Below are 12,373 nucleotides of genomic sequence, written 5' to 3' on the forward strand. Positions count from 1 at the left end.
CCTCGTGCGCGTACTGGTCCTCGGTGGTGATGGTTACCTTGGGTGGCCGACCGCGCTCCACCTGTCCGATCGTGGTCATGACATCGCTGTACTCGACAACTTCGCCCGCCGGGGCTACGACACCGAACTGGGAGTGCAGAGTCTGGTGCCGATCCAGGATCTGGACGCCCGGGTCGCCGCCTGGGAGGAGGTGTCCGGAAAGCGGCTCACGTCGTACGTCGGGGACCTGCTCGACGCGGACTTCGTCTACCGGGTGCTGAGCGAGTTCGAGCCGGACGCGATCGTCCACTTCGCCGAGCAGCGGGCGGCGCCGTACTCCATGATCGACCGGGCCCACGCGGTCTACACCCAGCACAACAACGTGGTCGGCACGCTGAACCTGATGTACGCCATCGCCGAGACGAATCCGGACATCCACCTGGTCAAGCTCGGCACGATGGGCGAGTACGGCACACCGAACATCGACATCGAGGAAGGCTGGCTGGAGGTCGAGCACAACGGGCGCAAGGACCGGATGCTCTACCCGAAGAAGCCGGGCTCCTTCTATCACCTGAGCAAGGTGCACGACTCGCACAACCTCGAGTTCGGCTGCCGGATCTGGGGCCTGCGCGTCACCGACCTGAACCAGGGCGTCGTCTACGGGCAGCAGACCGACCAGACCGTGCAGGACGCGCGGCTGGCGACGCGGTTCGACTACGACGCCGTGTTCGGCACCGTGCTCAACCGGTTCGTCATCCAGGCCGTGCTCGGCGAGCCGCTGACCGTCTACGGCACCGGCGGCCAGACCCGTGGCCTGCTGGACATCCGGGACACGGTCGAGTGCATCCGGCTCGCGGTCGAGAACCCCGCGGACGCCGGCGAGTTCCGTGTCTTCAACCAGATGACCGAGAGCTACTCGGTCGCCCAGATCGCGGAGAAGGTCGCGGAGTGCTTCGCCGGCCCCGTCCAGGTCGAGCACCTGGAGAACCCGCGGGTCGAGCTGGCCGAGCACTACTACAACGTCAAGCACACCGGTCTGGTCGGCCTCGGCCTGCAGCCGCACCTGCTGTCGGAGACGCTGATCGAGTCGATGTTCGACATCGTCTCCGCCAACAAGGACCGGGTCGACCCCGCCGCACTACTGCCGACCGTCCGCTGGCGGGGGGACCTGAAGAACTCCTAGACGAAGAAGCAGAAGATGTGGCCGACCGGGTCGGCGTACACGCGCACGTTGGGCAGCGGCTGGAACTCCATCAGCCGCGCTCCGGCGTCGATCGCGTGCCGGTGCGCCGTCTCCAGGTCGTCCACTTTGAAGTCCAGGTGGAGCTGCATCTGCTGCTGCTCGCGAGAGCTCGGCCAGCTCGGCGGCTGGTACGCCGGTTCGCCCTGGAACGACAACTTCGTCACGCCCTGCGGGCCGATCGCGGTCGCCCAGCCCTCCTCGTCGTCGCCGAGCTCCCACCCGAGCAGCCGGCAGTACCACCGGGCCAGCTCCTGCGCGTCCGGTGCGTCGAGGACCACACCCATCAACGGAATCTTCTCGCTCATTCACCACACCCTAGGCACGCCCACCGACAAGCAGCGTCGGGATCGCGGCGAGGAAGCGGTCGCGCCGGCCGCGGTCGGCCTGTTCGGCCAGCCAACTGTCGGCGTCGTCCTGCGTGATCAGAGCCTCCTTCACCGCCGCGGCCGCCGCCATCTCCAGCTGAGGCGCCATCACCGAGTGATCCGTCACGACCTCGGTCCGTACGACGACCTCGAGGTCCCGGAACCCGGCATCGAGGAGCAGATCGCGGAGGCTGCGGGCCGCCCGCGGGGACACCGAGCGCGACTCGAGGCCCAGTAGTACGACGTCGGTGAGGTCCTGGTCGGCGCTGTCGATCAGCAGGAAGCCGTAGTCCTGCCCGCCGAGCACGATCCGTCCGCCCGGCCGCACCACCCGTCGCGCCTCCGCCACCGTCGGGACCGGGTCCTCGAGCAGGTGGAACAGCCTGACCGCGCGATAGCCGTCCACCGACTCGTTCTCCAGCGGCAGGTCGTCGGACCGTGCCACGTGAAACATCGCACCGGGCACGCGGGTCCGGGCAGCGTCGATCGCCTCAGGGTCCGCGTCCACGCCGGTCACCTTGAGGCCCTTCTCGGCCAACTCGCCAACCGCGGGCCCGGCGCCGCAACCCACATCGACGCAGGTCGCGCCCCGCTTCAGGCCCAGCAGCCGGTACGACTCCGCCCGGAGCTCCGCTGCTCCGGCCCGTTCCTCGATCCGATCCAGAAAGCTCATGACCTCACGCTGCAACTTCAGGTCCACCTGAAGTCAAGCCGGAGGTTGTCACACTTCCGGGCGGATCTGCGTCAGGCTGGGTGTCGGGACCGTCCCGTCGATCTCGCAAGACAGGGAGCAGGGTCGTGAAGCTCGCGAAGACCATCGTGTACGTCGAGGACGCCAAGGCGTCGATCGAGTTCTTCGAGCGCGCGTTCGGGTTGAAGGGGACCTACTGGGACCAGGGCGCGGGAGAGGTGGACGCGGGCGACACCAAGATCGTCTTCGCCACCTACGCGGTCGGCCAGAGCCACCTGTCCGCCGTCGGCACGCCCGGCGCGGTCGGCTTCGAGCTCGGGCTCACCAGCGAGGACGTCGAGGGCGACTTCCAGCGGGCCGTCGACGCCGGCGCGGAGCCGCTGAAGGCTCCGGAGAAGACGCCGTGGGGGCAGGTCTCGTCGTACCTGCGCTGCCCCGACGGCACCGTCATCGACCTGGCCTCGCCGGCCTAGACGTTCTAGTCCATCGACACCTTGTCGAAGCTCGTGGTGGTGAAGCGGACGTCGACACCGACCGTGTCGCCGACCGCGGGGGGCGCCACCGACGAGGGCAGGAAGAGCATGCTGGCCTGCATGTGCGGCGGCTCCGCGAACCAGCGCTGCTTGCCCTCGATCGTGAACGGCGACAGTGCCATGCCGGCCGCGTCCAGGCTGCCCTTCGCCATCGCGATCGCCCGCTGACGGACGCTGGCCGCCGCGGTGGGAGCCTCCAGGCCTACACCGTGCGCGGTCCCGCCCGACACCACCAGGATGTGGCCGTCACCGCTCACCCGGCGCTGCCGGTAGCCGATCCGCTCGCCCCGGCGGACCGAGTGCACGTCCAGTACGGTCGCCCGCACGGTCAGCGCACCCCGGTCGCCCAGCCAGAGGCCGGTGCCCATCCGCAACTTGACGTTCGCGCCGACGTCGGCCAGCTTCTGCGCCGGCACGTGCGACACCCACAGCGTGCCGCGCCGGACCGCCTCGGCCGCCTTGCCCAGCTCCTGCGCTTCCCTGAGGTTGGCCGACGTACCGCCGGCTCCCATCGGGAAGTGCAGCGACCAGCCCTCGAACCGGATCCGGTCGAGCGCGTTCAGCAGCATCGTGTGCCGCAGTTCGCGGGCGCCGATGCCGTGCCGGCGCATCGAGGTCTGTACTTCGATCAGCACCCGGCTGCCGGCCGGGATCGAGACCAGGTCGGCCAGCCGGCTGACGGTGTGGATCACGTTCTTGCTCTGCGGCACGTCGAGGAACGGGCGCCACGGCGACAGTACGACGACGTCCTCACGCGGATCCGGCGGCACCTCGAAGTACGTGCCGACCGCGATCGTGCGGGCGCCGAGCGCCCGGGCCTCGGCCATCAGCCGGGGGTTGCCGAACCCGTACCCGTTGCCCTTGGCGACCGGGACGATGTCGGGGTTCCACGTGGAACGCAGGTGTTCGCGCCATCGATCGGAATCGACGTGCAGGACTAGGGGCATGGTGTCAACGCCGTCTCATGTAGAGGTCGAATGCGGTGTAGAGCGCCTTGTTCAACGGCAGATCCCACTCACCGACGTACTCGACGGCCTCGCCGCCGGTGCCGACCTTGAACTGGATCAGCCCGACGTGCGGGTCGTTCGGGTCCAAGGTGTCGGTGATGCCCCGTAGGTCGTACACGGACGCGCCCGCGGCGAGTGCGTCCGCCATCATGCGCCACTGGATCGCGTTCGATCCGCGGACGTCGCGTTTGGCGGTCGAGCTGGCTCCGTAGGAGTACCAGGAGTGACCGCCGACCCGGACCCAGATCGTCGAGGCGACCAGGTCGCCCTGATGGTAGGCGTTGTAGATCCGGAAGTCGCAGCAGCCGGCCGGCTGGTTCGCCATCGCGTCCAGCATCTTGACGAAGTACGGCAGCGGCCGCGGGGTGAAGTGATCCCGCTCGGCCGTCTCGACGTACAGCGCGTGGAAGGCCTTGAGGTCCTCGGGACCACCCTGCGTCACCTCGACGCCGGCCTTCTCCGCCTTCTTGATGTTGCGGCGCCAGAGTTGGTTCATGCCCTTCAGCAGGTCTTCCTGGGTGCGGCCGGCCAGCGGCACCTGGAACACGTACTGCGGCTGCCCGGCAGCGAACCCCTCACCGGCCTTCGGCGCCTTCCAGCCCAGTGCCCGTAGTTGCGCGGCCACCGCCGCACCGGACGGCTCGATCACGTCCGCGCGTACGTCGCCGAGCTTCGGCTGCTGTCCGCCGGCGATCGCGTCCTTGATCGTCTTCGCACCCCACCGCCGCGTCGCCACCGGCGGACCCATCCGTACGCCGAAGGCCCCATGCTCCTGCAGATGCGCGGCCAGCGGACGCAGGTACCGGCCCAGGTCGACAGCGTCCCAGTCGATCACCGGACCCTCGGGCAGATAGGCCAGGTACCGCTTCACCTTCGGCATCTGCCGGTACAGCGCCAGTCCGGCGCCGACCAGCTCTGCCGGATCGGCCGGGTCGTACCAGCCGAGTGACTCCGCCTTCCACTCACTCTTCACCGCCGCCCACCCAGGGGTCTGCAGGAAGCTCGCCGACGGTTGCGCAGCGACGTACGCCGCGTGCTCGTCGGCCGAGATGGTCCGGATGCTCAAGTCACTCACGGTCGGTCAGGTTACCGGCCCGGAGCCTCAGACCGTAGCCGAGCCGGTGACCTGATCAAACCTCAGCTGTTGAGCAGCTCGATCGATATATCCCACAGCCGAGTGGCCGATTCCGGATCGAGCGCGTACGGCGCGACACCCGTGTTCTCGCCCGGCACGTTGGGCAGAGCCTCGTTGTTGTCCTCGAAGTACCGGCCGGTCACGCCCTGCACGAGTGGCGATGCGGCCAGCAGCACCGAGGTCGACGCGCCCTGCTCGACGGTCTTCCAGCGGTACTCCGTCTCCCACTGCGTCAGCAGGTCCTGCGCGACGTGCCGCTGCAGCGCGGTCCGGATCCCGCCCGGCATCAGGGAGTTGGCGACGATGCCGTCACTCGCCCAGCGCTTGGACGCCTCGACGGCGAACAGGACGTTGGCCGTCTTCGACTGCCCGTACGACGACCACGGCTCGTACGGCCGGTGCTCGAAGTGAAGGTCGTCGAGGTGGACGTCCGAACGAAGGTGGGCGCTGGAGCTGACCGCGACGACGCGTGCGTCGCCGGCCGCCGCGAGGGCGTCGTGCAGACCGAGGGCGAGGCCGAAGTGACCGAGGTGGTTGGTGGCGAACTGGTGTTCCCAGCCTTCGGGAGTGCGGTTGAGCGGCTCGGCCATCACGCCGGCGTTGTTCACCAGGATGTGGAGCGGGCCCTCCCAGGTGGCCGCGAAGGCCTTGACCGACTCGCGGTCGGCGAGCTCGATCGGCGCCACGAAGACGTGATTGTTGCCGGTCGACTCGATGATGCCGGCCGCCGTGCGCTCACCGGCAGCGGTGTTGCGAACGGCGAGAGTGACCTCGGCGCCGGCCGAGGCCAGGGCACGGGCGGTCTCGACACCGATGCCCGACGCGCCGCCGGTGACGACCGCGCGCCGGCCGGCCAGGTCGACGCCGGCGATCACCTCGGCGGCAGTGGAGTCATAGCCGAAGGGGGTGGTGATTCTGCTCATCAGGTCTGTTCCTGTTCTGCGAGCTACGCTGTAACCGGAGGAACCTCCGGTAAATCCAGTTAACCGGAGGAGCCTCCGATTAACAAGTCCGCTAGGTTTTCGCTAGCCGCACGTTTGTGAGGAGGGGGAGATGACGGGCACGACTGAGCGCCCGCTACGGGCCGACGCCCAGCGCAACCGCGACCAGATCCTGGCCGCCGCGTCGCGCGCGTTCGCGAAGTGCGGGCTGGAGGCGACGCTGGACGGGATCGCGAAGGACGCCGGCGTCGGGATCGGCACGCTGTACCGGCACTTCCCGACCCGCGACGCGCTGATCGAGGCGGCGTACCGCAGCGAGCTCGCGGCTGTCTGCGACGCCGCACCCGAGCTGCTCGAGAAGCTGCCGCCGGCCGAGGCGCTGCGCGCGTGGATGGACCGCTTCATCGACTACATGACCCGCAAGCTCGGCATGGCCGAGGCGCTCCGTGCCGTGATCGCGGCCGGCGCCAACCCGTATGCGCACAGCTTCGAGCTCCTGGTCGGCGCCATCAAACCGCTCCTCGACGCCGGCGCCGCCGCGGGCGAACTCCGTCCCGACGTTCCCGCCGAGGACGTCCTCGTCAGCCTGAGCGGCGTGGCGCTGGCCGCCGGCAGCCGCCGCGACCAGGCCGACCGACTCCTCGACCTTCTCCTGGACGGCCTCCGCTACCGCCCCTGACCGGCTTCTAGGGTTGCGGGATGCAGAAGGTGGCGTTGGTGACGGGGTCCGCGTCGGGGATCGGGGCGGCGACGGCTCGGCGCTTGGCGGACGACGGGATGGTCGTTGCGGTCCACTCGCGAAGCAGCGTGGAGGCTGGCGTCGCGCTGGCCGCGGAACTGGGTGGGTCGTATCACCAGGTCGATCTCGAGGACGATGCCGCGGCCAGTGGCTTGGTGCCGAGTGTGCTGGCTGAGCATGGGCGGCTCGACGTACTGGTGAACAACGCGGGGATCAGCTGGCCGGTGCCGCACGCGGAGCTCGATGGGTTGTCCGCGGCTGACTGGCGACGGCTGCTCGACGTCAACCTGATCGCGCCCTGGTTGTTGTGTACGGCGGCTCTCCCGGCGCTGCGCGAATCGGGTGGATGCGTCGTCAACGTGACGAGCCACGCCGGCGTGCGGCCGAAGGGAAGCTCGATCGCGTACGCCGCCAGCAAGGCCGCACTGAATCACGTGACCAAGTTGCTGGCCGCGGCGCTGGGACCTGACGTGCGCGTCAACGCGGTCGCGCCCGGACTCGTCGACACACCACTCACGGCGTCGTGGACCGAGGCGCAGGAGCTGTGGAAAACCTCGAGTCCGATGCGTCGCGCGGCCCAGCCGTCGGACGTCGCGGACCTGATCTCGTCACTTGTGCACAACTCCTACATCACCGGCGAAGTCGTCCTCCTCGACGGCGGCCTCAACCTGCGCTAGGAGTGCAGCCGGCGGGTGGCGGGTTTTGTGATGGCTAGCGGGTTGTTTACGCGTCAGCGGTGAAACAACCCGCCAGCGGGCCGGGGTGCGACGGCGGCCTCAACCTGCGCTGGTTCTGTCGGCGGCGCCTCCTACGATCGCGGGATGTCCTTGGGTCGAGACTTCCGGCGGCTCTGGGCCGCTTTCGCCATCAGTGCGCTCGGCAGTGCGGTAGGAAACGGAGCTCTTCCACTCGTCGCGGTGCTCGCGCTCGACGTCTCGACCTTCCAGGTCTCCCTGCTCGCGGCGTTGTCCACGCTCGCCGGTGCCGCACTCGCGCTGCCGATGGGCGACTTCATCGAGCAGCGGCACAAGCGGCCAGTGATGATCGCGTCGGACCTGATCCGGTTCGGGGCGCTGGCGTCGGTGCCGATCGCCGCGGCGTTCGGCGTCATGACGTACACCCAGTTGTGCGTCGTCGGCGTCATCCAGGCCGCGGGCCTGATCGCGTTCACCGCCGCGAGCGGTGCGCACCTGAAGGCGCTGGTCCCGGCGGCCGCGCGGGGCGAGGCGAACAGCAAGTTCGAGCAGACGACGTGGACGACGCTGACCGTCGGTCCGCCGATCGGCGGTGCGCTTGTCAGCCTCGTCGGCGCGACGGCCTCGCTCGGGGTCGACGCGGTCTCGTTCCTGCTGTCGGCGCTGGGCATCCGCCGGATCCAGCAGCCGGAGCCGGAGCCGGTGGCGCGGAAGGAGAAGCGCGACATCACCGCCGGCTGGCGATACATCCTCGGGCACCGCGGACTGCGCGCCCTGTTCTGGAACTCGCAGCTCTTCGGTGGGCCGGTGATGATGGTGTCGCCACTGCTCACCGTGCTGATGCTGCGCGACCTGAAGCTGGAGCCTTGGAGCTACGGAGTGGTTCTCGGAGTGTCCTGTCTCGGCGGCATCCTCGGCGCACGAATGGCGCCGCCGCTCACCCGCAGGCTGGGGCTGCACAAGATGCTGTTGGTGTTCGGTGCACTGCGAGCGGTGTGGCTTCTGCCGTTGCCGTTCGCGCCGGCGGGTCTGGCCGGGCTGGTGTGGCTGACCGTGGCCGAGGCCGGGATGCTGCTCATGGCCGGTGCCTTCAACCCGTCGTTCGCGACGTACCGGATGGAGGTCACCGAGGATGCCTATATGGCCCGGGTGCTGACCGCCTGGTCGATCAGCTCTCGCTGTGTCCAGCCTGCGTTCATGGCGATCGGTGGCGCGCTCGCCGTGGTGATGGGGTTGCGTGGGGCAATGGTCGTGGCCGGTGTGTGCTGCCTGTTCAGCGCGGCCGTCCTGCCGTGGCGGTCGGCTACACCAGCTCCATTGCCTGAGCCAGTCCAACGATCGGTCCCATGACGCCGTCCGGTTGCGCGTCGAGGTAGGCGATCGCCTCGTCCGGCGGCAGCACGAGGACCTCCGTGACCTGCTCGCCGTCCTCGGGGTTGGTCGGCTCCTGTTCGATCACGACGTCCGCGACGACGTTGGCCCAGTAGGAGATCGGGTGCGGCAGATGTGGACGGTACGGCGCCGGCCGGCGATGCACCGCCCGATGCGCGCCGAGCCAGCTCATCGGACCGGCCAGCCGGGCGCCGGCCTCCTCCAGCAGTTCACGATGGACGAGTTGCTCGATCGTCTCGCCCGGCTCCCGGGTGCCGCCGGGCAGGAAGCGCCAGCCCAGGTCGTTGCCGCAGACAACGATACCGCCGGCGGTCCGGGCGACCACGTGCACGTTGCTGATCAGCTCGTCCGGTGGCTCCTCGGTGGTGAACCGGACGTCGAGATCACCCCAGGTCCAGTAGCCGGGTGCGAAGAGTTCGGGGAACCGCTCGGCCCAGGTCTGCATGGTGGCCATTGTTCCGCCTGCGCTACGGTCCCACTCATGGCGCACCCCGATCCACCGCCTGACGCCCGGCCTGATCCCGAACGGGCCCGGCGGACAACTCAGCGGATGCTGTGGGCCGCAGCCGCGCTCACCGCGGTCGTCGGGGTCTTCCTGCTCGCCGATGTCGTCGGCGAATCAGCGCAGTACGGCGGCTTGGCGTGGACCGGCGTCGCGCTGGCAGCGATCTCGATCGCAGCCCTCCTCGCGATTGACGTGGCCTGCGCTGTGGGCCGCCTCGCCCTCAACCAGCCACTGGTCGGCAAGTTCACCGTCTTCCAGGCGACCACTGTCCTGCTGGTGGTGGCCATCGGTGCGGACATCCTCATCCCTGCCCGCGACACCGGCTCACTGGCACTGCTCCTGCCGTGGGGCATCACCTATTGGCTGCACCACGTGATCCCCGCGAAGAAGGAGTAGCTACTTCAGGTGCGCCCGCAGATAGTCGATGTCGGCCTTCTGACCGTGATCGGCGTTCGGCGTCTCGACGACCGCCGGCGCACCTGCTGCCTGCACCACCGCGACGATGTCGGCCGGGTCGATGTGGCCCTCCTCGAAGTTGCTGTGCCGGTCGGCGCCGGAGCCGAACTCGTCCCGTGAACCGTTGGCGTGCACCAGGTCGATCCGACCGGTGATCGCCTTCACCTTCTCGACGATCGTCGGCAACTCCTCGCCGGCCGCGTGGAAGTGGCAGGTGTCGAGGCAGAACCCGACGTTCTCCAGGCGGTCGTTGCCGGAGGCTTGGACCGCGTCCCACAGCCGGGCGATCCGGTCCAGCTGGCGGGCCATCGCGTTCTCGCCGCCGGCGGTGTTCTCGATCAGCAGCGGGACAGGCAGCTGCGCGCGCTCGATGCACTTGCGCCAGTTGTCGAAGCCGGCCTCGGGGTCGTCCTCGTCGCCGACGTGGCCGCCGTGCACGATCACACCTTTGACATCGATCTCGGCGGCCTTGTCGAGCGTCTGCTGCAGCAGCTTGCGGCTCGGGATCCGGATCCGGTTGTTCGTGTTCGCCACGTTCAGCCGGTACGGCGCGTGCACGTACAGGTCGATGCCCGCGGTGGCCGCGCGTTCCTTGAGCGCATCCTCGCCATCGGCGTACGCGAGCTTCGGCGCCTTGTAGTCCTGCGGGTTGCCGAGGAAGAACTGCACCAGGTCGGCGCCCCGGTCGGCCGCCTCGGCCAGCGGGTCTGCCTGGTCCACGTGCGCACCGAGCTTCACAGTCATGGGACCCACCCTAGAACCGCCCACGGACAGTTCACGAACCCCAGCCCGCCGATCGGGTGACCGGCCGTGACTCCTGCGCCGGAGGCTGCACCGGACGGCCCTCGAACTCGGTCGACAGCACGATGTGCGTGTTCATCTCGCCGTGCTCGCCGAGGCGCTCGAACAGGCCCTCCAGGTGACTCATCGAGGTGACGCGGACCCGCAGCATCGAGCAGGAGTTGCCGCTCAGCTTGTGGATCTCCAGGACCTCTGGGAAGTCCTCCGCCCGCGTGGTCTTCAGCAGGCAGCGCCCGGTCGTGCAGCGCATCTGGACGAAAGCCGACAGCGGCTGACCGGCCCGAGCCGGATCCACCTCGGCCCGGTATCCGGCGATCACGCCGGACTCCTCCAGCCGCCGTACCCGATCCGCCACGGCCGGCGGCGACAGGTTGACCCGCTTGCCCAGTTGGTTGAACGACAGCCGCCCGTCGGTCTGCAGTTCGGACAGGATCTGCCAGTCGGTGGAGTCGAGCTCACGCTCCTGAAAGGTCATCTCCCCAGAACACCTTCGACATCGCTGCTCCGCAAGGCCGAACGCCTTTCTTCCTGCCTTCAACCGCAGGATGCGCCTTCCTAGCGTGGATCTCATGCTGATCCCCGTCGTTCTGGCCGCCGCCCTGATGAACGCCGCGATGGTCGCCGCGAGTGCGGTGAGCACCATCCTGATCGCGGACGCGTTGAGTCCCGGCGTGGCCGGTCTGCCCAACGCCGCTGGCGTTCTGGGTACCGCAGCCGGCGCCATGGCCGTCGGCCGCTGGACTGCCCGGCTGGGCCGAGCGCAAGCACTCCGCATGGGGTACGGCGTCGGTGTCGCCGGCGGGGCGCTGACAGTACTTACTGCGGTCGGTGCCCACTTGGCACTGCTGTTCATCGGGATGTTCCTGCTCGGCGCCGGTAATGCAGCGAGCCTCTTGTCCAGGTACGCCGCTGCTGACGCCGTACCGCCCGCCCGACGCGCGCGGGCCATGAGCACAGTCGTCTGGGCCAGTACTGTGGGTGCGGCCGGGGGACCGTTCTTCATGGCGCCGTCTCAGTCCTTCGCCGCCGATTTCGGCCTGCCGGCAACTGCCGGACCCTTCCTGCTCGCCCTGGCGGCGGTCTTCGCCGCGCTGGTCGCCTCCACCTACATCCGGGTCGCCGCCCACGCCACCGACGTACCCGTGTCTCGCGACCACTCCGCGGTCTCTCGTCGTACGCCGGTTGCGCTGGCCGCCTGTGTGATGGTCGTGGGCCACCTGGTCATGGTGGCTCTGATGACTTCCGTTCCTGTGCACGCCCACAACCACGGTGATGGCCTCGGCGTGCTGGGGTTGATGCTGTCCGCTCACACACTCGGCATGTTCGCCCTGTCCCCGCTGACCGGGTGGTGCATCGACCGGTTCGGTTCCCGACCGGTGCTGGTTGCCGGCCTTGGCCTGATCCTCGTCTCTGGTGTCCTGATCGTTCATGCCGGTCCGGTCTTCACGCCGGCTCTGTTCCTGCTCGGCTACGCCTGGAACCTCTGCTACCTCGGTGGCAGTTCGCAGCTCTCCGCGCACCTGGAGAGCAAGGTGGAGTCGTGGATCTGGACCGTGGCCGCGGTGGCCACGGCCGCTTCGACCTGGCTCTTCAGCCTCGGTGGCTTCCGCGTCCTGACCTTGGTCTCGGCGGTTCTCGCCGTACCGTTGCTGGTGCTCGTGGCCCGGCGCCCCGCACTCGAGGTCGTCAGATGGTGACGGAGAGTCATCGGAACAGGCCTGTGGATATGGTCAAGCGGGCGTCCGGACGCTGGTATTCTCTTGGATGTGGCCCGGTCCATCGACCGGGCTCGTTGCTTGGCGCCGACGGCAAGTGTCGGCGTGAAGCGAATCGCATCGCCCTCCTGCCACGGAGAGACCGTGGCCGCCAAGTCCGAAGGAGGTGGAGTTCG

Annotated in this window: 15 protein-coding genes; 7 read left to right on the top strand and 8 right to left on the bottom strand. The window is 68.8% G+C overall.

All coding sequences use genetic code 11. From position 1 onward, the window contains the following. The first annotated feature begins 4 nt into the window (after positions 1-4). Entirely contained in the window at positions 5-1,162 is a 1,158-nt protein-coding gene (locus OG817_RS38165; protein ID WP_396394576.1) for an NAD-dependent epimerase/dehydratase family protein, read from the top strand. Here the strand turns inward: OG817_RS38165 and OG817_RS38170 are convergent. After that, complete coding sequence (locus OG817_RS38170) at positions 1,159-1,527, bottom strand: VOC family protein (protein ID WP_406049811.1); 369 nt, start codon at positions 1,525-1,527, stop codon at positions 1,159-1,161. The two genes, OG817_RS38165 and OG817_RS38170, sit on opposite strands and share 4 nt — an antisense overlap. A gap of 10 nt (positions 1,528-1,537) precedes the next feature. Beyond that, a complete protein-coding gene (locus tag OG817_RS38175; protein WP_406049812.1) occupies positions 1,538-2,260 on the bottom strand; it encodes a methyltransferase domain-containing protein in 723 nt (240 codons plus the stop codon). Positions 2,261-2,385: 125 nt separating this feature from the next. Between OG817_RS38175 and OG817_RS38180 the strand changes: the two genes are divergently transcribed. Beyond that, a complete protein-coding gene (locus tag OG817_RS38180) occupies positions 2,386-2,751 on the top strand; it encodes a VOC family protein (RefSeq protein ID WP_396394579.1) in 366 nt (121 codons plus the stop codon). Positions 2,752-2,756: 5 nt separating this feature from the next. Here OG817_RS38180 and OG817_RS38185 read toward each other — a convergent pair whose 3' ends face one another. From OG817_RS38185 to OG817_RS38195, 3 genes are all read right to left on the bottom strand, one after another. Further along, the gene (locus OG817_RS38185) at positions 2,757-3,758 is read right to left on the bottom strand and encodes an alanine racemase (protein ID WP_406049813.1); all 1,002 of its coding nucleotides are present in this window, start codon (positions 3,756-3,758) and stop codon (positions 2,757-2,759) included. 4 nt (positions 3,759-3,762) lie between these two features. Further along, a complete protein-coding gene (locus OG817_RS38190) occupies positions 3,763-4,893 on the bottom strand; it encodes a lipid II:glycine glycyltransferase FemX (protein ID WP_406049814.1) in 1,131 nt (376 codons plus the stop codon). 62 nt (positions 4,894-4,955) lie between these two features. Then, positions 4,956-5,876 (bottom strand): SDR family NAD(P)-dependent oxidoreductase, encoded by a 921-nt coding sequence (locus OG817_RS38195; RefSeq protein ID WP_396394581.1) that lies wholly within the window; start codon positions 5,874-5,876, stop codon positions 4,956-4,958. Between the two features lie 130 nt (positions 5,877-6,006). Between OG817_RS38195 and OG817_RS38200 the strand changes: the two genes are divergently transcribed. From OG817_RS38200 to OG817_RS38210, 3 genes are all read left to right on the top strand, one after another. Further along, positions 6,007-6,573: a TetR/AcrR family transcriptional regulator gene (locus OG817_RS38200; protein WP_396394582.1), complete on the top strand. Its 567-nt coding sequence runs from the start codon at positions 6,007-6,009 to the stop codon at positions 6,571-6,573. A gap of 20 nt (positions 6,574-6,593) precedes the next feature. Continuing rightward, positions 6,594-7,310: an SDR family NAD(P)-dependent oxidoreductase gene (locus OG817_RS38205; protein WP_406049815.1), complete on the top strand. Its 717-nt coding sequence runs from the start codon at positions 6,594-6,596 to the stop codon at positions 7,308-7,310. A 144-nt stretch (positions 7,311-7,454) separates the two neighbouring features. Next, positions 7,455-8,678 carry an MFS transporter gene (locus OG817_RS38210; protein WP_406049816.1) on the top strand — a complete coding sequence of 408 codons (1,224 nt, stop codon included), beginning with the start codon at positions 7,455-7,457 and terminating at the stop codon, positions 8,676-8,678. Here OG817_RS38210 and OG817_RS38215 read toward each other — a convergent pair. Further along, positions 8,632-9,165, bottom strand: coding sequence for an NUDIX domain-containing protein (locus tag OG817_RS38215; RefSeq protein ID WP_406049817.1), 534 nt, complete (start codon positions 9,163-9,165; stop codon positions 8,632-8,634). The genes OG817_RS38210 and OG817_RS38215 overlap by 47 nt on opposite strands. A gap of 36 nt (positions 9,166-9,201) precedes the next feature. Between OG817_RS38215 and OG817_RS38220 the strand changes: the two genes are divergently transcribed. Beyond that, a complete protein-coding gene (locus OG817_RS38220) occupies positions 9,202-9,621 on the top strand; it encodes a hypothetical protein (RefSeq protein ID WP_396394586.1) in 420 nt (139 codons plus the stop codon). Here OG817_RS38220 and OG817_RS38225 read toward each other — a convergent pair whose 3' ends face one another. Then, positions 9,622-10,425 carry a deoxyribonuclease IV gene (locus OG817_RS38225; RefSeq protein ID WP_406049818.1) on the bottom strand — a complete coding sequence of 268 codons (804 nt, stop codon included), beginning with the start codon at positions 10,423-10,425 and terminating at the stop codon, positions 9,622-9,624. It lies immediately after the preceding gene. 31 nt (positions 10,426-10,456) lie between these two features. Beyond that, positions 10,457-10,957 (bottom strand): Lrp/AsnC family transcriptional regulator, encoded by a 501-nt coding sequence (locus OG817_RS38230; RefSeq protein ID WP_360451617.1) that lies wholly within the window; start codon positions 10,955-10,957, stop codon positions 10,457-10,459. A gap of 94 nt (positions 10,958-11,051) precedes the next feature. On the opposite strand from OG817_RS38230, the gene OG817_RS38235 reads away from it, so the two are divergent. Then, positions 11,052-12,179, top strand: a complete 1,128-nt coding sequence (locus OG817_RS38235) for an MFS transporter (protein ID WP_406049819.1) — start codon at positions 11,052-11,054, stop codon at positions 12,177-12,179. Positions 12,180-12,373 lie beyond the last annotated feature (194 nt).

Origin of the sequence: Kribbella sp. NBC_00889 (assembly GCF_045207705.1) — a bacterium.
Taxonomy (GTDB): domain Bacteria; phylum Actinomycetota; class Actinomycetes; order Propionibacteriales; family Kribbellaceae; genus Kribbella.